A 21,913-nucleotide genomic window follows, 5' to 3' on the forward strand; every position below is an offset into this window, starting at 1 on the left:
GATTTTTCAGTGTATTTTACTTGCTGCCAATGATCTCTATAAACTTTTTAGCCAGAATCTCATAATCGTAGTCAACGGCGGCTTTTCTGGCATTTTTACAGTATCGTTGGTAAGTTTCTTTTTCCATGTTTTTGAATTTCAACACTGCCTCTCCTATCTCTCTGGCTGAAGCGTTGTCAATTACTATCCCACAGTCATATCTTTTTATTAAATCATAGCCGAATTCACAATCCGAAACAGTCGGCTTGCCACTTGCGAAGTATTCAAACAACTTGTTTAGACTGGCTCCGTATTTTTTGAGATTGCTTTGTTCAAAATGGACAATGTTAAGATCGGATCTGCTCAAGATGAATGGTATGGTGTTTTTGTCTGCATAACCTTTGAAAATCAGATTGTCCACACTATTTTCAGTGCAATATTTTTCAAGATCTCTTCTGTCTTCTCCTTCGCCGTAAATAAGAAACTGGATCTTTTCATGACCGTTCTTCTTAAGGTATTCCGCTGCATCCACTATGGCTTTAACATTGTTGACAAGTCTTATGGAGCCTGTGTAAATTACTTTAAATGTTGTTTCATCGTCCAAATCCGGATCGTTGAATTTATATATTTCCTTGTTTTTATCGAACAGGGCCAAGTCTACACCGTTGTTTAGGTGATGCACCTTATCTATATCCACGGTTCCGCCTGAGGCTTTATCCCATCTCTGTTCTAAAATATAATCCCTGCCGCCCTCCATTGTAAAGATAATTTTATCTGCATTATCGTAGAGCCATCTTTCTCCTCTGTAAAAGAGTTTTGCCAGAGGATTTGATTTCTTTATTATGTTGTATGCAAAAAAACTTTCCGGCCAAAGATCTCTTATTTCCACCACCGACATGCATTTGTATTTTCTTGCGAGTTTTATTGCCGCAAAAGCTGAGAGGGGGTGGGATGAAGATCCCAAAATCACGTCCGGCTTTTTAAATTCTTTTTCAGCCTTCATCAGGTTAAGGTAGAATTGGAACATGGACAGTACCCTCTTAAACATGCTTTTGGAGTAATCCATGGTCTTAATGAAGACGTAGGGATAATCACTTTTGTCATATACTTTATAAAGAGAACCATCCTCGATCACTTGCCTGTTTTTATTGTGAAGAAAACTCCCCACAAAAACGACCGGATCGTGCAAGTTTTTCTTGAGAAATTTACCCAAGTTGTAGTGCCGGTTCAAGTGACCGTATTCCGGTGGCATATTGTGTTGATTTATGATCCATATGGTTTTATTTTTATTGTTAAACTCACTCATTTTATTATCGTGTTCCATAATTTAATATTGTGATTCTCCCTTCGATGGCCAAAGACAATGTATCATTATTTCATTAAATTTTCCTGAAATCTAAAAAATCCTTAAGGAAACTCTTTTATAAAGTTCCTTAAGAATTATAACACTTATCCTTTATTTAATAAATATAAACACTCTCCATCCACTCCCTATTGTTTCTATACCACTCAATAGTCTGGGCTAAACCCTGATCAAAGTCGTATTCGGGTTTCCATCCAAGAGAAGTAGTGATTTTTGTGTTGTCAATGGCATATCTCCTGTCGTGCCCCGGCCTGTCCTTTACATACATTATCAAACCCTCAGGTTTTCCCAAGGTTTTAAGAACCAGCCTTACGATGTCTATGTTTCTTTTTTCATTGTTTCCACCAACGTTGTACACTTCACCGTTTTGGCCTTTGTGAAGCACCGTATCTATTGCAGAGCAATGATCTTTAACGTGAAGCCAGTCCCTTACCTGCATGCCATCGCCATATACGGGCAGTGCCTTTTCCTCAAAGGCATTTTTTATAATTAGGGGAATCAGTTTCTCGGGATGCTGATACGGACCGTAATTATTGGAGCATCTTGTTATGTTTATGGGCATGTTGTAAGTTTTATAGTAGGCTCTCACCATCATATCTGCAGCCGCTTTTGATGCGGAGTATGGGCTGTTTGGAAGTAGGGGCATGTCTTCAGTAAACTTACCTTTTCCCCCAAGGTCTCCATAGACCTCATCGGTGGAAATCTGAAGGAATTTTACCCCGCCTTTGTATTTAAAACCTTTCTCACTTGTTTCCACAAGCCAGCTTTTTCTTGCAGCATCAAGAAGCACCTGGGTGCCCAGCACGTTTGTTGTAACAAATACTTCCGGGCCTGTGATGCTTCTGTCCACGTGAGATTCTGCGGCAAAGTTGACCACCCAATCTATTTCAAATTCCTTGAATATTCTCTCGATTTTTATTTTGTCACTTATATCAGCTTTTATGAATCGGTAGTTTTTATTATTTGCTATATCTTTAAGATTCTCCAAATTTCCCGCATATGTTAGGGCATCTATGTTTATGACTTTGTAATGGGGATGTTTTTTAAGCATCATCCTTATAAAATTGCTCCCTATGAATCCGGCTCCGCCGGTAACAAGAATGGTTTTCATACGATCACCTTTCATCCAGCAAAGAGAGTATGTATTTGCCGTAATCCGTCATCTTCAGACTTGCACCTATTTTTTGAAGCTGGGAATTGTCAATGAATCCCCTTCGCCAGGCGATCTCCTCCAGACAAGCAATATAGAATCCTTGTCGTGCCTGAACGGCCTCCACAAACTCAGCAGCTTTTATCAGACCATGAGGCGTTCCCGTATCGAGCCAGGCCATACCACGTCCCATGGTTATGACATGAAGCTCCTTCTGCCTTAAATATTCGTTGTTGATGTCGGTTATCTCTATTTCACCCCTGTGGGAGGGTTTTAACTTCTTAGCCATTTCAACTACTTTATTGTCGTAAAAATAAAGACCTGGCACCGCATAATTGGATTTTGGTTTTTCAGGCTTTTCTTCGATGGACAAGACTCTACCCTCATCGTCAAACTCCACTACTCCAAATGCTCTGGCATCCTTCACGGGATAGCCAAATATCACGGCACCGGAATCGTGTTTTTGGGCTTCATTTAGAATTTTTGTAAGATCCAGGCCGTAAAACATGTTGTCACCCAAGATCACACAAACCTTGTCATTACCGATGAATTCTTCTCCGATAATAAATGCATCGGCCAAACCCCTGGGTTCATCTTGTATCGCATAGGATATAGAAACACCTATATCCGATCCGTCTCCGAAAAGTCTTTCATAAGAGCCTATGTCTTCCGGAGTGGATATTATAAGTATTTCCTTTATACCTCCAAGCATCAATACTGACATGGGGTAATATATGAGAGGTTTGTCGTATATGGGTAATAGCTGTTTGCTTACCGCCTTTGTCATTGGGTACAACCTGGTACCCTTTCCACCTGCCAGGATTATGCCTTTCATGTGTCACCTCTATGATCAAGGTTACAGTTTATAATAATCCATTTCCTTGTTCAAATTTTCCTTCATTGTGGCCTTGGTCATAACTGCTCCGATAATATCTACGTCCATGTCTTTAAGAACCTGCAATGTTTTTCTCTCTTCCGCAGTACTAACCCTGTCTTCTTGAATAACCAGCACAGCGCTATCGCACTTGTCCGCTATAAGCCTGGCATCAGATATTCCCAAAAGTGCAGGCGCATCTACTATTACCCTGTCGTATCTTTCTGCACAGAAGTCCAAAAGTCTTGAAAAGTCTTCACCGGCAAGAAGTAAATTTGCATTGCCACTTGCTTCACCGGCAAACAAGATGGTAAGACCGGACTCAAGGTCTTTATACAAGCCTTCCGTGACAGTTCTTTTGTCCCTGAGGATTTCAACCAAGCCGAATTTTGGGCTTTCAAATCCGTATGTTTCCGCAAACCTGGATTTTCTGATATCTGCATCTATAAGTAATATTTTTTCACCGGATTCGCTCAAACCTTTTGCCAGCTTGTAAGCCACTTCGGTCTTTCCCTCAAGTTCTTTTGCACTTGTCACAAGGATCTTTTTTGACTTTTCTGCATATATTTTTAGATTGGCCACCAACATGTTGTATGCTTCGACGACTTCGTAATCATCTGATTTAAATAGTTTCATATTCTGCTTGCTCATAATTGCCCCTTTACAAGAAATATTTTCTTATTTTGTTGAGTGTTTGGGTATGGAACTTAAAACCCTTACTCCTAGTTTTTCTTCAATATCTTTTACTGTCCTGACGTTGTCATTGAAGTAATTCATCATAAATACTGTAAACACGGAAGCCATTAGCCCCAGTATCAAACCTATTACTACGTTTAATACAATATTTACAGGCTCCTTGATCTCCACCATTTCAGTCGATAATGCTGCGTTTTCTCTTACCTCAAGAGTATCCATGGTCATGACTTCATTTGCAAATTTCACAGATTCTTCTGCAATTATATCTACGATTTCCTTGGCACTGTCTCCGCTGGCATCAGTATACTTAATCCTTATTTCATTGGTACCTGACACTTTTTCAACATTAGTCTTTTCATTTATCGCCGTTGCTTCATCTTGAAGCTTCAATCTGTCTTTGACCCTGCTGGATGTAGTTACGCTTCCAGCCAGCTCAAAATAAGCATTGACCTGCTGGGGATTTTCTTCCGATGCTATAGCTTCTATGGTTGTATAAGCCATGTAGTGTTTTACAGGTGGCTTAATAAAGTACATCACAGTGCTTGCAAGCAAGGCCACCAACCCTACTATTAGAGTTATCCTGACAATAAACTTCTTTTTACTTAGCAAAATCGATATGAGTTCTTTAAGTTCTATTTCATCTTCATAGTTTGCGTATTGCTTTTCTTCCACTTCGTACCTCCGTCATTTTAAATTTCACGTTTTTTATTTCTTGATTCGATTAATAATTATACCATAAATAAAAATTTAGTTTAAGGCAATTTTAAGGGATTTAAGGCTATAATAATCATTTGGAATATAGTTTACAACTTTTTGAGGCAATGTTTACATTTTAACATTGCGATTATAACTCTAAATGGTATAATTCAAAGGTGTACTGTCTATATTTCATTAAGAATAAATTCTAACATACAGGAAGGTGTCGCCATGCCAAGTGCAGCCAGAATAAGAAAAAACAAAAGAGATAAAAAGAGAAAAGTCAGAAAGATAATAACAATAACCTTGATGGTAGTGGGCATACTTGCCGCATCCGGTTATTTTTACCTAAACAGTCTGCTTGGTCAGGTAGACCAAGTGGAGATAGACGAAGAAGATCTGGGAGTTGTCACTGATGAAGAAAAAGATACAAACCTGTCAAATGAAAATGTGCTAAATTTTGCACTATTTGGCATAGATACAAGGGATAACACCTACGATGAATCCAGATCTGACAGCATAATAATTGCAACTTTAGATCTTGATCACAAGAAAATCAAGCTGACCTCTCTAATGAGAGACACTTATGTAAGCATCCCCGGAGAAAAATATGACAAGATTGGTCATGCATATGCATATGGCGGCCCGTCACTAGCCATCAAGACAATCAATACCAATTACGACATGAACATTACAGACTTTGCAACAGTAAACTTTAAGGCCATGGAGAAAATTGTTGATTCTGTAGGCGGTGTGGAAATAACTGTTACCGCAGGAGAATCCCAATCCATACCCGGCATAAGTGGAGCAGGCACTTACACCCTTAACGGCCAGCAAGCTGTTGCATTCAGCAGAATCAGAAAAATAGGAACCGACTTTGCGAGAACAGAGCGACAAAGGGAAGTTTTGGAGAAAGTTATCAACAAACTCTTAAAAGATAGATCCATTACCAAGATAATGAGCTTTGCAGATTCACTTCTTCCGTACGTGCAGACAAGTCTTTCCAGAGGAGAGATCTTAAGCCTTGCTACAAAATTGGTTACTTCAGGTGCCACCAACATGGAAGACAGCAGGCTGCCCATCGATGGACACGGTAAAGATGCAATGATAGACGGCGTTTATTATTTGAAACCTTCCACCTTGGAAGACAACGTAAGATATCTGCATAGCTTCATATACGAGAATGAGGATTATGTGCCAACCAGCAGAATGCTTGAAATCAGCGAGGAGATTGGAAAGTAATTGAAAAACCTGAATGATTGAGGAGATCCTTCGGACAAGCCTTAGGATGACGAATCAATACGCGTCGTCATTCTGAACGAATGTGAAGAATCTAAGCAATTGGGGGATCCTTCGGGCAAGCCTCAGGATGGCGAATCAGTACGGGGCGTCATTCTGAACGAATGTGAAGAATCTAAATCATTGTGGAGATCCTTCGACAAGCTCAGGATGACGAAATTTTATAGGAGGCCCAACATGAACATACTAGTTACAGGTGGCGCCGGTTACATCGGCAGCCACACCTGCGTTTCACTTATGGAGGCAGGTCATAATATAACAATAGTGGACAACTTCATAAACAGCAAAAAAGAAGTTTTGGATAGAATTAAGGAAATTTCCGGCAAGGATTTTAAATTTTATAAAGCTGATGTGACAAACGAGGTTTCAGTAGAAAAAATATTTGCAGAGAATTCATTTGACGGTCTGATACATTTTGCAGGATTAAAAGCCGTTGGTGAATCAGTAGAAAAACCTCTAGAGTATTACTACAATAACGTTGTAAGTACTCTGATCCTGGCTAAAGCTTGTTTGAAATATAAAGTGAACAAATTTGTTTTCTCGTCTTCTGCCACAGTGTATGGAGAAAACCAAGTCCCATTCACAGAAACTATGGAACTTCTACCCACAACCAATCCTTACGGAGAAACTAAAGCCATAAGTGAAAGGATCCTGACTGACACGGCAAAGGCAAATCCAGATTTTTCAGTGTCGCTGTTAAGGTACTTTAATCCGATAGGGGCTCACGAAAGCGGTCTTATCGGAGAAGATCCAAACGGAATACCCAATAATTTAATGCCATTTGTTTCAAAGGTGGCCACGGGCCAACTTGAAAAACTAAGTGTATTCGGCAACGATTATGACACTCCTGACGGAACAGGGGTTAGAGACTACATTCACGTAGTCGACCTTGCCGAAGGACACGTTGCTGCCATTGAAAATCTGGATACTGGCGTGAATGTGTTCAATCTTGGTACGGGAAAAGGAACTTCCGTACTGGAGCTTGTAAATGCATTTATCAAGATAAACGATATTGACGTGCCATATGAAATAAAAGGACGCAGACCGGGAGACATAGCCTCCTGCTACGCAGATGCTTCCAAAGCAGAGCAGGAACTTGGGTGGAAGACCAAGAAGACGATTGAAGACATGGTTAGGGATTCCTGGAATTTTGAAAGGAAAAATTATTGAGGAGATCCTTCGGGCAAGCTCAGGATGACGAATCAATACGGGACGTCATTCTGAACGAATGTGAAGAATCTAAGTATTTGTGGAGATCCTTCGGGCAATCCCAGGATGATGCAATTTATAAGCTCAGGATGATGGACTATACTTAAGTAAAGCTCCTGCCAGAAAATCGGCAGGAGCTTCTATTTTTACAATGTAAGTTCGGTTACATCAGTTGAAATCAACTGTGCGCTGACTTTTTCAGCAATTGGCGATCCACTTGGGTGGAAAATCTGCTTGCTGATCACAAGATCCATAAATGCCGCGGCTTCTACGCCGGTCAAATCGGTTCTGGCATCTGCAACGGACAATTTTGAATTGTATCCGTCAGCTCGTTTAAAGTTCATATCAAGTTTAAATTCTGGCATGGGCTACTCCTTTCCAAATATATTTGTTTAAAGCATGTTTCAGTTAGAGGTCATTTCTCTAAACTGGTAGCGACTTTTAATTGTCACCGATCAAGTTACCTGTACCCTTTTACAGGTTTACAAGTATGGTCTCTTCCACTTTGTGGACTCCTTCAAAAGGATTGGTTTGAAGTGCCGCCATTCCGGCAGCCACGTCGTAAACATCCTGGTCCAAAGCCTGGGTATTTACGTTTGAATATGTTTTGCTTCTTACGATAGGTTCTCCCTTCTCGTCGGTTCCACCATTAAGTTTAAGAACCATTTTTGTTGATAGGATTGAAGATTCAACAGCCATTTAATCACCTCCTTTCGTGTTCGGGGTCATTGATCCATGTGGAGATCCTTCGATAAACTCAGGATGACGTAATTTATAAGCTCAAGATGACGCTTTCCGACCCTTTACATTAAATAGAATGGCATTATTCAAAAATATAAACCCATAATTTTTAATATTTTAAATTTTTTTATGTTTTTTGTGGAATTATTATTTTTAATCGGTTAAAATATTATGGTGTCCATAAATTACCAGTGGACCAAAATACAACAATGACGATCGGAGTGATTCTATGAAGGTGGACTTTTTTGAGAAAAGGAATATTTTAGCAAATGAGACGATGTACATAATACCGGTTTATCCGGAGGGCCAAAGGAACTGCACCCTAATTAAAACCCTTACAAGCAGCAGTTTGGTGAACTTCCATATTAAAACGGTATTGAAAAAGTATTACATGATCAACAACATAAACGAGAGCTATGCTCGAGACAGCGTTTATGAATTTACACGAAAGAAAACGTTATCAACGGTACCAATCTCAAGCGATATCATATTCATGCCAGTCAAAACAAGGATACCTTTACAAGGAGAAACTTCTTACGGTTACGCAAATATCCGGTTTATCGACAATATCCTAAAGTCAGACAATCAGGAATCATTATCCAAAGTGCTATTCAACGACACGACTGAACTTTTCAGCCCTCAATCTTTAAAGAGCCTGGAGAGAAGTTATGTAAATGCAAAATTGATAGAGAAAAACTATTTTTCCAAAGAAGTGGACGAGAGAGAGCATCTTGAAAAGCTTTTAGAGGCATTCTTTTTGTATACTACTAAACAGACAAAAGAGTAAAAAGTTGGAAAGTTGAGGAGATCCTTCGGGCAAGCCCAGGATGGCGTATCAATACGGGACGTCATTCTGAACGAATGTGAAGAATCTTAGTATTTGAGGAAATCCTTAGACAAGCCTCAGGATGACGAATCAATACGGGACGTCATTCTGAACGAATGTGAAGAATCTTAGTATTTGAGGAGATCCTTCGGCAAGCCTCAGGATGACGTGGTTTATAAGCTTAGGATGACTGGATTTATAGAAAGAGGGTAAGGCCGATAATATTATCTGCCTTACCCTCTTTGCTTATATGATTCAAATTACAGCATGGCCAGCAACGGTACTAAAATTATGCTTAGTGCCATTACCAAAGCCAAGCCTCCGGTAATCATCTTTTTTGTTTTATTATTCATTGGGCTCCTCCTTGTTTTTAAACATTTTTCTGGATAATATCCTGATCATCAGATACACGCACACAACAAGCACCACACCCATTTGTGCCGAAATCGTATTATACACTATTGCCACCAAAGAAAACAAGATGCTTATTCCATAAATTATCAACACGGATTTTGTCTGAGAAGCGTTTTGAGCCATCAATACGTGGTGAAGATGTCCCTTGTCCGCCTCTATTACGGATTTTCCACTGAGTTTTCTTCTTATTATGGCAAAAAGTGTGTCAAACACAGGGACCCCAAGTATTAACACGGGTACAACAAAGGAAATAAAGGTTGCGTTTCTAAAACCCATCAAAGCCATTACTGATATTATATAACCGAGAAACATAGCCCCCGTATCTCCCATGAAAATCTTGGCGGGATGAAAATTATATATAAGAAAACCCATAGTGCTTCCGGCCAGTATAAGTGCGTAAGTCATGATAAAATAATCGTTCATCTGCGCAGCAAGATAGTACATTGTAAGGAAAGTTATGGATGAAACCCCTGAAGCCAGACCGTCAAGCCCGTCTATAAGGTTTATGGCATTGGTCATTCCTATTATCCAAAGATAAGCAACCACACAGCCCAAATAACCGGGATCAACAACTCCAATAAAAGGAAATGTGAAAGACCTGAAATAAAGCTGTCCGTAAAATATTACCACGGAAGCAGCCGTAAACTGCGCCAAAAGTTTTATCTTGGGGCTCAAATCGAAGATATCGTCTATTATCCCTGTAACCAGGATAATCAAGCTCCCGATAAAAATTGCATTGAACTGGTAATGAGGGTATCTGAACAACAAGTGTCCCGCATAGAACGCCCCGAATATTGCCAGGCCACCCAGAGTAGGCATGAGCACCTTATGAACTTTTCTTTTATTGGGTTTGTCTACCGCTCCAACGGCAATGGCAACCTTAGACACCAGCGGTGTCAGTCCTATTGCGATGGCTAGGCAGGTGATATAAATAAGCAATGGGTTCATATCATTTTCCTTATATGGCCTAAGGCCGTTATTTTAGTCCATAGACCACTTACTATACATAGATGTTAGATATCCAAGCTTTTCAGGTAATTTCTGAAGTCGTCCTTTAAATCATCTCTTCTTAGGGCGTACTCTACGGTAGCCTCTAAAAAACCAAGCTTGTTTCCTACATCATATCTTTTTCCTTCAAAATCACAGGCAAACATCTCTTCCTTGTCAGCAAGCTCCTTAAGGGCATCTGTCAGTTGGATTTCTCCGCCTGCTCCTCTTTCAGTATGTTCCAGGATCTCGAACACTCCGGGAGTTATTATGTACCTGCCAAGTATAGCCACATTTGTTGGGGCATCTTCCGGTTTTGGTTTTTCTACCAAGTCTTTTACAGTATACACCCTGTCTTCGATTTTATCTCCAGATACTATCCCGTACTTGCTTACGTCTTCCGGTTTTACTGTCTGGACTCCCAAAACTGAAGCCTGCTTTTCATCAAAGATATCCATAAGCTGTTTTAAGGCAGGATTTTCATCATTGTATACCACGTCATCACCCAGAAGGACTGCAAATGGCTCATTGCCTACGAAGGTCTTTGCACAAAGAACTGCATGTCCAAGACCTTTAGGTTCCTTTTGTCTAACGTAATTTATATTTACCATGTCCGAAATGTCTTGCACCAACTTTAACAATTCATCCTTGTTTTTTTCTTTAAGCTCGAGCTCAAGCTCTATGGACTTATCAAAATGGTCTTCTATGGCTCTCTTGCTTCTTCCAGTTACTATTAGGATCTCTTCGATCCCTGAAGCTATGGCCTCTTCTATTATGTACTGTATGGTAGGTTTGTCCACTATAGGCAGCATCTCCTTGGGCATTGCCTTTGTGGCTGGTAAAAATCTGGTGCCAAGTCCCGCTGCCGGTATTATCGCCTTTCTTACTTTCATGTCATTCCTCCTGGTTTAATAATTTTTTTGATTGAGTTTCAAATATATCTTGCCCCAGTAATCCTTAGATGCTGCAAAATCAAAAGCCAGATTTAGATCTGTGGGTTGTTCTATGATAAAATTCTCGCTTCTGTCAAGTTCTCTCAGACTTTCTTGGAAATCAGGGTCTTTCATGTGTTCAAGCACTGTTTTGTAGTTTATGCGGCTGCTTCTGCTGCTACCCACCAGAGTCAGGCCCTTCTCAAGGATATCTCTGGTATTTATTGGCACATCTTCTTCGCTTACGCCCATTAAAACTATCATCCCTCCGGGAACCATCTTTTTGATGGACAGATCTACGGCTGAAGTTATGCCCTTTCCGCCTACACACTCAAAGGACAGGGAGAAATCATCTTTTAGCTCATCTCCAAAGATGTACTTTGTAGCGTGCTTGAAGTGAGCCAGTTTGTCGGAGCTTTTCCCAACCACGTGGATCATCTCTTTAGGCAGGTTGAAAATGTGGTGCAGTACCGTATAAAGGCTATATCCAACAGGTCCGTCACCAAATATGAGAACCTTGGTCTTTGAATTCAACTTTTCAGCCTGATATGCTTTGTAAGCAGCATTATATGCTACTGTTACAAGTTCTGACAGAACGGCCACATTGTCTGGCACCTCGTCAGGGATTTTTACCGCACACAATCCGGGATGGACCATTTTTGACTGGGTCATGCCGTCAAATCCGCTGGAAAGGAAATGGACGTTCTTGCAGTGGTTTTCAAAGTGGACACCCTTTTTACAGGCTTCACAGCAATCTTCCGGAGTCGGGTATTTGATCTCATCGTAAATATAGCCGGGGACATTAGGCACTATAACGACCCTGTCGCCTTTTCTATAGCCGTTTTGGCTGTCTTTTAATACTACTCCTATGCCTTCGTGCAAGAGCGCCATGGGAAGCTTTTTCTTTAGGGCTTCCTTTCGCCTGTTGCCAGTGTAGTATCTTAGGTCTGCGGCACATATGCAGGCGAGGGTAGGTCTTATAACAAGGTCACTGTCTCTTTTATTCAATTCTTTTTCGACAATCTCGAACCTGTAAGGACTTATGAGTTGTGTAACTTCGGATATTATCTTTGTCATTTCAATTCTTCTTTCTTCATGTTTCTAGCATAATATATTTTTTTAAAAAGCTCAATATCTTCTTGCGTAGTGAGCTTCTTGTTGTCGTAGGTATCAATGACCACTTTTACAGGAAGACCCAGCCTGTATACCAATCGTACATCGTCGGTGGTCTCCGTAAAGTTGTCCTCTATGGCTTTGTCATGGGCCATGACGATAAGGTCGTATTTGAACGTCTGGGGCATTAAACCGTTGTATAAAAGATTTCTGTCTGGCATGCCGATTATCATTCCGTTTTCCACCTGGATCATCGTATCCGTTGTTTTAACGGCTGTATCGACTGCTCCGTGTATCATTGCCTCGTCAATAGTTTCGTTAATCATGTCTTCTCCGATGAAAGGCCGGACAGCTTCATGGATCACCACCACTTCAGGTTTCTTTTCCTTAAGAGCCATTAAACCGTTGTAAGTGGAGCCCTGCCTGGTGACCGCACCCTGTACCACCATTACGGGTTTGTTAAAGTGGTATTTGGATATAAGTTCCCTGGTATAGTCCATGAATTCTTCATTCATTACTATTACGATATCGTCTATTCTCTCGCACGCATCTATCACCCTCATGGTGTGGATGATAAGGGGTACAGAGTCGAATTCAATGAATTGTTTTGGTATTTGAGATCCCATTCTTTCGCCTTTTCCGGCTGAAAGAAGTATGCAGGATGCGGTTGTTTTTTTGGACATTTTGGTGCTCCTTTCATTACAGGGGTTAGAGATTCAAGGGTTTTAAAAACTTGTTTACCAGTCTTTCGGAGCTCTTTCCGTCTAGATGGTCAAAATTCTCCCTGGCAAACTTATCTATATCGTAGTCTTTCCACTCTTCATTTTTTATTATCCGCATAAGATCCTCTTCCTTATAGGCTATGGGTCCCGGGACAAAAGTCTTGTAGTCTTTGTAAAAAGCCGAGTTCTGCTCGTATTCTTCCAGATCGTAGGGAAAAAATACCATGGGTTTGTTTAACAGTGCAAATTCAAATATAGCAGACGAATAATCCGTCAATAGAACGTCTGTAGCCGTAAGCAGTCCATTAAGAGGATATTTTGAGGGAACTATCAAAATATTTTCTCCATTTTTTTCAAGGTTTTTCATGATTGCATGGGGATGTGGTTTTACCAGTAAAATATACTCATCTCCCAACTCTTTTAGAAACTTACCGGTGTCAATGGGAAATACCGAATGCTTGTCCTTTCCCCTTCCTCTAAAAGTGGGAGCATAGAGTATCACTTTTTTGTTTTTGATGTCCGGAAAGTCTTTTAAAACTTTTTTTCTTTGCTTTTCAACTTTCTTTTCATCAAAAAAGAAATCCGTCCTGGGTGCTCCTATGGGGATAACATTTTCAAGTGGTACCCCAAAAGCCTGAGAATAATCCCAAGCAACGCTTTGTGAAGTACATACGGCGTAGTCGTAGTACTTGTGAAGAAAATCGGCCTCAACGCCTTTTATGCCGTCTTTAAGCCCCAGAGTGCTTCGGCCAAACTTCTTGAAGGATCCGCAGGCATGCCAGGTCTGTATTACCTTTGTTGCTTTCTTGTGTGGAAATAGATGGACAGGCAAATATGCATTGTCCAAAAACACTATACCAGAGGTCTGAACGTGGTAAAGTCCCCTTACCAGTTTAAACAGATATCTTATCTTTTCAAAAAAACTGTATCCATAGGAATCTATTAGAAAGACCGACTTGTAATTTAAGCCCTGCCTTTTTATTTCATCATTTATATATTTAAGATTTCCCTGCAACACATCATTTCTAGGCGTTGCAAAGAGGATCTTTCTCTCGTTCACCATCAGCGGCTTGAACAATATGTAAAAAAATCTTAAAAACATTTTGGTCAATACGTATTCTGTTCCGGTCATATCAATCCCGCCCTTTGATTATCTTGTCGATAAATCTTTTTGTAGATCCCGAGTCCTTGTAATCGAAAAATTTATCCTTGAATTGCCTGATTTTATCCATATCCCAAACATCATTTTTGATGATCTTTGCCAACTCATCCTGATCTCTCGCTATAGGACCGGGAATGAAATCTTCGTAGTTGTAGTAAAAGTCCCTCTCATCCATGTAGCTTTCAAGGTCGTAGGCATAGAAAACCATAGGTTTTTCCATCAGGGCAAACTCAAAAACCACGGAAGAATAATCTGTGATCAAGATGTCTGAAAGTATCATAAGCTCGTTGATGTCTTCGTCTTTGGACAAATCTATTGCAAAATCGGAGTACTTGTCGTCCATCTGGAATCCTTGGCTTACAAAAGGATGAAGTTTCAATATCAGCACATGGTCGTCACCCAACTGCTTCTTTAGATCCTCCATATCCAGATTGCAACCGCCTTTTGCATCGAATCTGCTGTTTCCTCTGAATGTAGAAGCGTAAAGAAGCAACTTTTTATCTCCGAATATGTCATATTTGTTTCTTAGCTTTTTTATTATCTGTTCTTTTTTTTCTTCATCAAAAAATATATCCGTTCTTGGAATCCCTATGGATATTATCTTGTTTATATCCATGTGAAATCCGTCGGCATAATGTTTGGCCACTTCTTTTGAACTGACTAAAACGCAGTCATAATTGGAGTGGATCTTCACTTTTTCTAAAAAACTTTTGCCGACCCCGAAGCTTTTGTCTACAACGCTGTATCCAAATTTCTTAAAAGCCCCGCAGGCATGCCATACCTGCACTACTGTAGTCTCATCTTTAGGTTTGACTACATACAGTGGGTATAAGTAATCGTCCACGATAAAGAAACTGCTTGTTGCAATATGGTAGGCAGCTTGGATCATCCTCATCAAGTATACGATCTTTCCATTAAAATCATCTTGAGATTTATGAAGAAACAATTTGACTTCGTGACCGGTATCCTGCCTTAAAAGTTCTTCGTATATATATTTAAGATTTCCATCAAGTTTTCCGGTGCTAAGGTTTGCCAGGGTTATCTTGTTTCTGACCGGCAGCATGGACAAAAATATCCAGGCAAATTTTATGATGTTTTTTCTTATGGAATTTATCACTTTATATCCCCTTCATTCGAAAACAGCAGATCCACCACTCTCTCCGTAGCTCCTCCGTCGGCATATTCAAAGAATTTATCCCTGAAAGGTTCCACCTTTTTTTGCATATAGTCCTCATCTCTTATGGATGTCAACAGCTCTTCAAATGTCCTGCAGATCTTGCCTGGAACAAAATCTTCGTATTTGTAGTAGAAATCCCTGCCTGAAATATATTCATCCAGGTCATAGGCATAAAACAGCATGGGTCCTCCCAGCAGGGAGTATTCAAAGCAGGTGGATGAATAATCCGTAATAAGCAGATCAGTAACCAGAAGCAGGTCATTTATGTCCCTTTCGCCGGAAAGATCGAAAAACTTGTCTTTGTACTCTTCCGGGATCTTCAAACCTTTTGTTACAAATGGGTGCATCTTGAATATGACAACATACTCGTCCTTGCACATTTCGTAGAATTCCTTGAAATCTATCTTGTCATAATCGTAATAAGCCGATTTTGCTCCCGCTCCCCTGAAGGTAGGAGCGAAGGTTATGACCTTTTTGTTTTTAAATATGGGAAATGCCTGGTATATTTCTCTTTTTTTGTCTCTTAAATAATCCTCGTCAAAGAACACGTCCGTCCGAGGCACACCTGTTGCATGTACTTTTGATTCCTCTATACCGAAGCCTTCCGCATAGTATTTTGCAACTTCTCTGGAGCTGACGATGGCCTTTGTATAATTTTTGTGATGTGTTGAAAATGGGGTTGGCCCCCCGGGTTTGCCCACCCTTGAGTATCCGAAGGTCTTAAAAGCCCCTACTGCGTGCCACAATTGTACAAGTTCCACACCTTTTCTTAGCTTAAGTCCGTATATCATAGGATAATAATCGTCTATAATTATGTATTTCGAAGTGGCCAGCAAGCAGGGCATCTTGAATTTGTCAGACAGTCCTCTTTTTTTGCTCACTTTTTCCTTGAACAAATATTTTATCTCGTAACCGGGATACTTCTGGACCAATCTGTCATGGACGAACTTTAGATTCCCCCCAAGACTGATCCTTGAATCCGTTGCGAACAAAACCCTGTTCTCCTTGACTTTTGTGGTGTATGTGCACACCTTGTACAGTAAGGCGTACAAATATTTTCTTGTCGCCTTTATGAAATTCTTCAAGTCCGACTTTGGTTTTACCTTGAAGTTTACATGATCGATTATCTCCACCACCAGGTCGTTGTCAGATCCTATCATGGGGTTTACAGAATAGCAGCTTTTACCGTATATAAAGTCCTTTTGCGCCCCTTCTGCAACAGTGATCTTACCCTTTACGGGAAGGCTTTTTCCCTTGGGATCCTTTAATACAAACCTGTACATCCCTTCCGCTAAAGGGAATGCCTTGTTGATGCTCATTACATTGATTTTGGCCACAAGATTTTTATCGTCTTTTGTCAACGGAAGTTCGAAAGAACGTTTTCCATCCTTTGACACGATTTGGATCTTATCAAATCTTTCACGGTCATCAAGATCCGCTTGGATACGTAATATTAAATTTATTCTTTCCCAACTGATGTCATCGGCAAAAATCCCGTCGTTTAAAATATGATCGTATGACAATTTTAATTCCTCCGAAATATCTTTCAATTGTTTTCGTACTCGTGATCCATGTATAGGATACCCGTACCGTGGAATTCATCGGAATCCACGTAAAAGGGAGTCTTGTTGGAATAACCGAAATGAAGAGCCCCTTTGTTGTCCCTTATCTCTCCAGATAGAAGGTATTTCCCGGGCAATAGTTTCAGATCCTTTATTCTAACTTTCAACGTGTGCGTACCCAAGGAGTCTTCTATTTTATGATTTTCGCTTCTTTTGTCGCTGCCGAAAATCTCATTGGTCTCCGCATCTCTTACTGTAAAGCACCACCTGAGATTCTGCATGGGTTTTTTGATCGTATAATCCACGGAGAATCTTACGTCCTCCATGTACGAAAACCTGTCGGTGACAGATCCGTTGCTGTCTATCATCCTGAAGTTTTTGTACTCAAGGATGTCTTCTTTACCCAGTATGGACTGCTTCTTTTCGGATTTCATGAGCTTTTGAGCCTTTTCTTTTGCACGTTCTTCCTTTAAAAAGGTTTCGTATTTGAGCATTACGGGACCAGTATCCCCGTAATCCATGAGTTTTCCGTCCTTTATCCATGCACATTTGTTGCAAAATGATTTTACCGTAAAAAGGGAGTGGCTTACAAACAGGATCGTCTTGCCCTGTTCCTTGAACTCTTCCATTCTTTCGATGCACTTAAGCTTGAATACGTCGTCCCCAACCGCCAAGGCCTCATCGACTATGAGGATGTCGGGATCCACATTTACGCTGATTGCAAATCCCAATCTGGATTTCATGCCGCTTGAATAGGTCCTTACAGGTTGGTTTATGTAATCCCCTATATCTGCAAAATCGATGATGTTTTGGATCTGCTTGTCCATTTCCTTCTTCTGGATACCCATGGCCAGAGCTTTAAGGTAGATATTTTCCATACCTGTAAGTTCCGGATCGAACCCGCTTGTAAGTTCAAGCAGAGCACTGATTTTACCGTTAATCCTTATACTTCCACTTGTAGGCGACGTTACTCCGGTTATCATCTTAAGCAACGTGGATTTTCCAGCACCGTTTTTCCCCAATATTCCCAAAGCTTCTCCCTTGGGGATTGAAATGGTAAGATCGTCCAAGGCATGAAATTGAGAGTAGTTTTTCTTTTTTAAAAAAATGTCCGCCACCCTGTGCCAGGATCTCTTGTATATCTTATATATTTTTGTGAGGTTTTTTATCTCTATACTATTTTCCATATGCGCTCCTTACAGAATATCCGCAAATTCATCCTTGAGCTTGCCAAACAAAAATGCTCCCACAAGTGCAAGAGTGATCGTAACACCCCAAAAATAAAAGGTGTATCCCAGGTTGTCGTAAAACCACCTTTGATTTAAAAGGCTGTCTCTATAACCGCTGACGAAATAGTTGATGGGATTTGCCATCACCACCAGCTTTAAAACCCCCGTTACGTTGCCTATGTGCCATATTATGGGGGTCAGCCAAAATAGCATCTGCGTTACGGATTTTATCAAATGTTCAAAATCCCTGCTAACTACGATGAGTGCAGACGTGGTCCACGACAACACCGTCATGAATACAAACATGGCGAAACTATAGTAAAGCAGTTGAAGGTAATATAAGTTTGGGGCCTGCCCCGCCAGGGCAAATATCACCACAACGATAAAAGTCATGACCAGATGGACGTACAACTGGGACAAAACGCTGAATGTGGGTATGGTGGATACAGGGTAGACCATCTTAGTTACCAGATGCTTGTTGTTGCGCAGGGATTTTCCGGCATAGACCAGTGTCTCGGATATGAAGAACCAGGGTATTATGCCAGCTACCAGATAAAGGATGTAGGGATGTTCGTTTATATCCTTTCCGCCCCTTATGCCCACAGAGACGGCAAACCAGTAGACACCGATGAACAAAAGGGGTTTAACCAGTGCCCAGAAAGCACCGAGAGCCGCACCGCTGTACCTCTTGTTCAATTCCTTCAGGGACATTTCCACAGTCCTTCCCGTATTTATGAAATTTTCCTTGATCATTATCCAGGGATACCTGAAAAAATCCATCATTTGACGACCTCTTATCTTTCGGGGGTAAATTCAAACCCGAATACATTTTTCACCAATTCAAATCTTTCGTTTTGATCGGGAATGTAGTATATGTTGTTGTCGATATACTCATACTCCCCTTTGACCACGTACTTGTTCATGGTTGAAATATTTATCTTTTGAACATACAATCCCAAAGCGCTCATTTCCTTAAGGGAAAGGTCCGTATCAATATTTTCATTGTAATTGGAAATAAGTTTGGGGATTATTGATATCTTGTTTTGCTTTTTAAGTTGATCGTACACCATTTGAAAAGCTTCCTGCATTTTTGAAGCCCTGTCCACATCCTTGGTGGCATCACCTTCGCGATCATTTATATACGCAAGAAACTGTTTACCCATCATGGTCTGCTGTCCGGCTTCTGCAATCAACCGATTCTCATAGTTGGCGTAATAAACATCTTCCTCAACAAATACCTCTACTCCTCCGATGTCGTCTATCAGCTTGATGAACCCATCCATGTCGATGGCTATGTAATTGTTTATATAGATATTTCCCAAAAATTCACTTACAGTATCAACTACGTACTTATAGCCCATAAGCTCCTTTTCTTCATCCGTTTTTCCGCCTCCAAGATCGTGCCCGTAATAAAATGAAGCGTTTATCTTGTCCATTCCTGGTCTGTGAGCTATCCATACCTTGCTGTCTCTGGGAAAAGATATGAGGTCTACGGTGTCGTCGCTCAGATTCATGGAAACCAGGACTATGGCATCTGGTCTGAACAGCCTGTAATACTCGTCTCTCGCCTCATTTTTGTCAAAGCCCATAAGAAGGATGTTTATCCTGTCCTGCTGATAAATTGTTGAAACTCCGTCTTTTGCCTCCTGCTGAGAATCCAGCTCTTCCTGCAATTTTCGCTCAGCTTCCTGCTGCTTTAAGAAAACCGCCTTTGCGTCTTTTATCTGATTGTATTGATAAACTCCAAAAGCCGTTCCCAGGAGTACGACTATCAAAATTGATACGATTGCTATTTTTTTGTTTTTTGTCAGTTTTTTCATGTGACAGCTCCTTCGATCTTTTATCAGGCGTACCATTTTATTTTAACATTAAAATATTTATAATGTTAAAATTTTTAATCCATATTAAGACAAAGACACGGAAATCTCCGTGTCTCGGTTATCAGCGCCTTAATCGTAGGATCTTTTTCCGCCTCCAAGCAGATGTACGTTATCCAGTATCTTTCCTGTTCCGAAAGCCACAGAGGATTCTGCATTCTCAACTATATTGACGGGCACGCCCATTCTTTCAGATATCAATTTGTCTAATCCCTTCAGCAGTGCTCCACCGCCAGCAAGATAAATTCCGGTGTCGCTAATGTCGGATGCCAATTCAGGTGGAGTTTTTTCCAAAACGCCGTGAATCGCATTGATCACTGCAACTATGTTGTCTGCCAAAGCTTCTCTTATCTCTTCGGATGTAACTGTTATGGTTTTAGGCAAACCGCTGAGAAGGTCTCGACCCCTGATGTCCATGGTCTGCTCTTCTTCGCCGGGATATGCGCTTCCTATGTTGATCTTAAGATCTTCGGCAGTTCTTTCACCGATAAGCACGTTGTGATTCTTTCTCATGTACCTGACTATGGATTCGTCAAATTTGTCTCCGGCAATTTTGATGGATGTGCTCTCGACTATTCCGCCCAATGACAGTACGGCTACGTCAGTAGTACCGCCACCGATGTCTACTACCATGTTTCCCGTAGGCTGGGTGATGTCGATCCCCGCCCCTATGGCTGCAGCTACAGGCTCTTCAACTATTACAGGATTGGTTCCACCTGCAGAAAGGACCGCTTGTTCAACAGCTCTTTTTTCAACTTCCGTAGCACCACTGGGGATACCAACTACCACTCTTGGTCTGAATATCCTTCTATTGCCCGCTACTTTTGCTATGAAGTATTTCAACATTCTTTCAGTTATCTTAAAGTCGGAGATGACTCCGTCTCTCAAAGGTCTGATTGCCTGGATGTTTCCCGGGGTTCTTCCCAGCATCGCTCTGGCGTCAGCGCCTATGGCTTTTATCTCATTTGTATTTGTATCAATAGCAACAACCGAAGGTTCCTGCAAAACTATCCCCTTACCCTTTACGTAAACAAGTATGTTTGCGGTGCCCAGGTCTATCCCAATATCTTTTCTAAATGCCATTGTTAACTTTTCACTCCCATCTTTGTGTTCGACTGTACAACAACTTATTATATCATAAGGAAAATACATTACCATATAGGTGTTGTAAAATAATTATCGCAAAATCAGGTTAATTGTAACATAGAAGGAGATTTTGGAGAATAAAATTTTCGGGAGTTAAGGGAATTTTAAGAAAGGAGATCCTTCGGCAAGCTCAGGATGACGAATCAATACTAGGCGTCATTCTGAACGCATGTGAAGAATCTAAGTATTTGTAGAGATCCTTCGACAGGCTCAAGATGACGTATCAATACAAGGTGTCATTCTGAACACATGTGAAAAATCTAAGTATTTGTAGAGATCCTTCGACAAGCTCAGGATGACAATCAATATAAAAGAAAAGCACCCGAATCTGAATATCCGAGTGCATCCCTTTGTGTTTACTTGTACTGGCTTACCTTGATCCTTGCTATTGCCCTTCTCAATGCGGCTTGAGCCCTGATGAGATCCTGGTCGCTCTTTTTAAGTCTCTCTTCAGCTCTCTTTTTCGCCTGTTCCGCACGCTCAACATCGATTTCTTCAGGCCATTCGGCGGCATCCGCCAAAATAACCACATTGTCAGGCATTATCTTGGCGAATCCCCCCAGCAGGGTCGCCATCTTGAAATTCTTTGGTTCCGTAAAAACCTTGAGTTCACTCAAGGCAAGGGTGGTCATCAAGGGTGTGTGATCGGCCAGGATAGCCATGTCCCCTTCTGCTCCCTTAAGTACTATTTTTTCGATTTCACCGTCATAAAACACTCTATCGGGCGTGATGATTCGCAGCCTGTACGTGGACATCAGA

The 21,913-nt window shown here is 40.8% G+C and carries 22 protein-coding genes; 3 read left to right on the forward strand and 19 right to left on the reverse strand.

Annotated features, from left to right (window positions below; all coding sequences use genetic code 11):
* Nucleotides 1-16 precede the first annotated feature (16 nt).
* The 5 genes from IWB18_RS03170 to IWB18_RS03190 all read right to left on the reverse strand — a co-directional run bounded on the left by IWB18_RS03170 (nucleotide 17) and on the right by IWB18_RS03190 (nucleotide 4,734).
* Nucleotides 17-1,285 carry a glycosyltransferase family 4 protein gene (locus IWB18_RS03170; RefSeq protein ID WP_195682155.1) on the reverse strand — a complete coding sequence of 423 codons (1,269 nt, stop codon included), beginning with the start codon at nucleotides 1,283-1,285 and terminating at the stop codon, nucleotides 17-19.
* A 154-nt stretch (nucleotides 1,286-1,439) separates the two neighbouring features.
* Nucleotides 1,440-2,453 carry a dTDP-glucose 4,6-dehydratase gene (rfbB, locus tag IWB18_RS03175; protein ID WP_195682156.1) on the reverse strand — a complete coding sequence of 338 codons (1,014 nt, stop codon included), beginning with the start codon at nucleotides 2,451-2,453 and terminating at the stop codon, nucleotides 1,440-1,442.
* A gap of 4 nt (nucleotides 2,454-2,457) precedes the next feature.
* Complete coding sequence (gene rfbA, locus IWB18_RS03180) at nucleotides 2,458-3,327, reverse strand: glucose-1-phosphate thymidylyltransferase RfbA (protein ID WP_195682157.1); 870 nt, start codon at nucleotides 3,325-3,327, stop codon at nucleotides 2,458-2,460.
* A 21-nt stretch (nucleotides 3,328-3,348) separates the two neighbouring features.
* The gene (locus IWB18_RS03185; protein ID WP_195682158.1) at nucleotides 3,349-4,002 is read right to left on the reverse strand and encodes a CpsD/CapB family tyrosine-protein kinase; all 654 of its coding nucleotides are present in this window, start codon (nucleotides 4,000-4,002) and stop codon (nucleotides 3,349-3,351) included.
* A 42-nt stretch (nucleotides 4,003-4,044) separates the two neighbouring features.
* Nucleotides 4,045-4,734: a YveK family protein gene (locus tag IWB18_RS03190; RefSeq protein WP_195682159.1), complete on the reverse strand. Its 690-nt coding sequence runs from the start codon at nucleotides 4,732-4,734 to the stop codon at nucleotides 4,045-4,047.
* Nucleotides 4,735-4,989: 255 nt separating this feature from the next.
* Here IWB18_RS03190 and IWB18_RS03195 point away from each other — a divergent pair, with 255 nt between their 5' ends.
* The gene (locus IWB18_RS03195) at nucleotides 4,990-6,000 is read left to right on the forward strand and encodes an LCP family protein (protein WP_195682160.1); all 1,011 of its coding nucleotides are present in this window, start codon (nucleotides 4,990-4,992) and stop codon (nucleotides 5,998-6,000) included.
* 234 nt (nucleotides 6,001-6,234) lie between these two features.
* A complete protein-coding gene (gene galE / locus IWB18_RS03200) occupies nucleotides 6,235-7,227 on the forward strand; it encodes a UDP-glucose 4-epimerase GalE (RefSeq protein WP_195682161.1) in 993 nt (330 codons plus the stop codon).
* A gap of 185 nt (nucleotides 7,228-7,412) precedes the next feature.
* Here the strand turns inward: galE and IWB18_RS03205 are convergent, their stop codons facing one another.
* Entirely contained in the window at nucleotides 7,413-7,631 is a 219-nt protein-coding gene (locus IWB18_RS03205) for a DUF2922 domain-containing protein (RefSeq protein ID WP_195682162.1), read from the reverse strand.
* A 109-nt stretch (nucleotides 7,632-7,740) separates the two neighbouring features.
* Nucleotides 7,741-7,965, reverse strand: coding sequence for a DUF1659 domain-containing protein (locus IWB18_RS03210; RefSeq protein ID WP_195682163.1), 225 nt, complete (start codon nucleotides 7,963-7,965; stop codon nucleotides 7,741-7,743).
* A gap of 271 nt (nucleotides 7,966-8,236) precedes the next feature.
* Between IWB18_RS03210 and IWB18_RS03215 the strand changes: the two genes are divergently transcribed.
* On the forward strand, nucleotides 8,237-8,794 hold the full coding sequence (locus IWB18_RS03215; RefSeq protein WP_195682164.1) for a hypothetical protein: 558 nt from the start codon (nucleotides 8,237-8,239) through the stop codon (nucleotides 8,792-8,794).
* A gap of 384 nt (nucleotides 8,795-9,178) precedes the next feature.
* Here IWB18_RS03215 and IWB18_RS03220 read toward each other — a convergent pair whose 3' ends face one another.
* From IWB18_RS03220 to atpC, 12 genes are all read right to left on the reverse strand, one after another.
* Nucleotides 9,179-10,195, reverse strand: coding sequence for a glycosyltransferase family 4 protein (locus tag IWB18_RS03220; protein WP_195682165.1), 1,017 nt, complete (start codon nucleotides 10,193-10,195; stop codon nucleotides 9,179-9,181).
* A 65-nt stretch (nucleotides 10,196-10,260) separates the two neighbouring features.
* Entirely contained in the window at nucleotides 10,261-11,127 is an 867-nt protein-coding gene (gene galU / locus IWB18_RS03225) for a UTP--glucose-1-phosphate uridylyltransferase GalU (protein ID WP_195682166.1), read from the reverse strand.
* 15 nt (nucleotides 11,128-11,142) lie between these two features.
* A complete protein-coding gene (locus IWB18_RS03230; RefSeq protein WP_195682167.1) occupies nucleotides 11,143-12,243 on the reverse strand; it encodes an alcohol dehydrogenase catalytic domain-containing protein in 1,101 nt (366 codons plus the stop codon).
* Entirely contained in the window at nucleotides 12,240-12,962 is a 723-nt protein-coding gene (locus IWB18_RS03235) for an IspD/TarI family cytidylyltransferase (RefSeq protein WP_195682168.1), read from the reverse strand. The genes IWB18_RS03230 and IWB18_RS03235 overlap by 4 nt, the downstream gene beginning before the upstream one ends.
* A 25-nt stretch (nucleotides 12,963-12,987) precedes the next feature.
* On the reverse strand, nucleotides 12,988-14,133 hold the full coding sequence (locus IWB18_RS03240; protein WP_195682169.1) for a CDP-glycerol glycerophosphotransferase family protein: 1,146 nt from the start codon (nucleotides 14,131-14,133) through the stop codon (nucleotides 12,988-12,990).
* A gap of 1 nt (nucleotide 14,134) precedes the next feature.
* A complete protein-coding gene (locus IWB18_RS03245) occupies nucleotides 14,135-15,280 on the reverse strand; it encodes a CDP-glycerol glycerophosphotransferase family protein (RefSeq protein ID WP_195682170.1) in 1,146 nt (381 codons plus the stop codon).
* The gene (locus IWB18_RS03250; protein WP_195682171.1) at nucleotides 15,277-16,863 is read right to left on the reverse strand and encodes a CDP-glycerol glycerophosphotransferase family protein; all 1,587 of its coding nucleotides are present in this window, start codon (nucleotides 16,861-16,863) and stop codon (nucleotides 15,277-15,279) included. The genes IWB18_RS03245 and IWB18_RS03250 overlap by 4 nt, the downstream gene beginning before the upstream one ends.
* A gap of 23 nt (nucleotides 16,864-16,886) precedes the next feature.
* The gene (locus IWB18_RS03255; RefSeq protein WP_195682172.1) at nucleotides 16,887-18,089 is read right to left on the reverse strand and encodes an ABC transporter ATP-binding protein; all 1,203 of its coding nucleotides are present in this window, start codon (nucleotides 18,087-18,089) and stop codon (nucleotides 16,887-16,889) included.
* A gap of 9 nt (nucleotides 18,090-18,098) precedes the next feature.
* A complete protein-coding gene (locus tag IWB18_RS03260; protein WP_195682173.1) occupies nucleotides 18,099-18,914 on the reverse strand; it encodes an ABC transporter permease in 816 nt (271 codons plus the stop codon).
* Between the two features lie 11 nt (nucleotides 18,915-18,925).
* Nucleotides 18,926-19,951 carry an LCP family protein gene (locus IWB18_RS03265; RefSeq protein ID WP_195682174.1) on the reverse strand — a complete coding sequence of 342 codons (1,026 nt, stop codon included), beginning with the start codon at nucleotides 19,949-19,951 and terminating at the stop codon, nucleotides 18,926-18,928.
* 129 nt (nucleotides 19,952-20,080) lie between these two features.
* Nucleotides 20,081-21,091 (reverse strand): rod shape-determining protein, encoded by a 1,011-nt coding sequence (gene mreB / locus IWB18_RS03270; RefSeq protein ID WP_195682175.1) that lies wholly within the window; start codon nucleotides 21,089-21,091, stop codon nucleotides 20,081-20,083.
* 419 nt (nucleotides 21,092-21,510) lie between these two features.
* Nucleotides 21,511-21,909, reverse strand: a complete 399-nt coding sequence (gene atpC, locus IWB18_RS03275) for an ATP synthase F1 subunit epsilon (protein WP_195682176.1) — start codon at nucleotides 21,907-21,909, stop codon at nucleotides 21,511-21,513.
* Between the last annotated feature and the right edge of the window lie 4 nt (nucleotides 21,910-21,913).

This window comes from Alkalibacter mobilis (assembly GCF_015594845.1).
GTDB lineage: Bacteria > Bacillota > Clostridia > Eubacteriales > Alkalibacteraceae > Alkalibacter > Alkalibacter mobilis.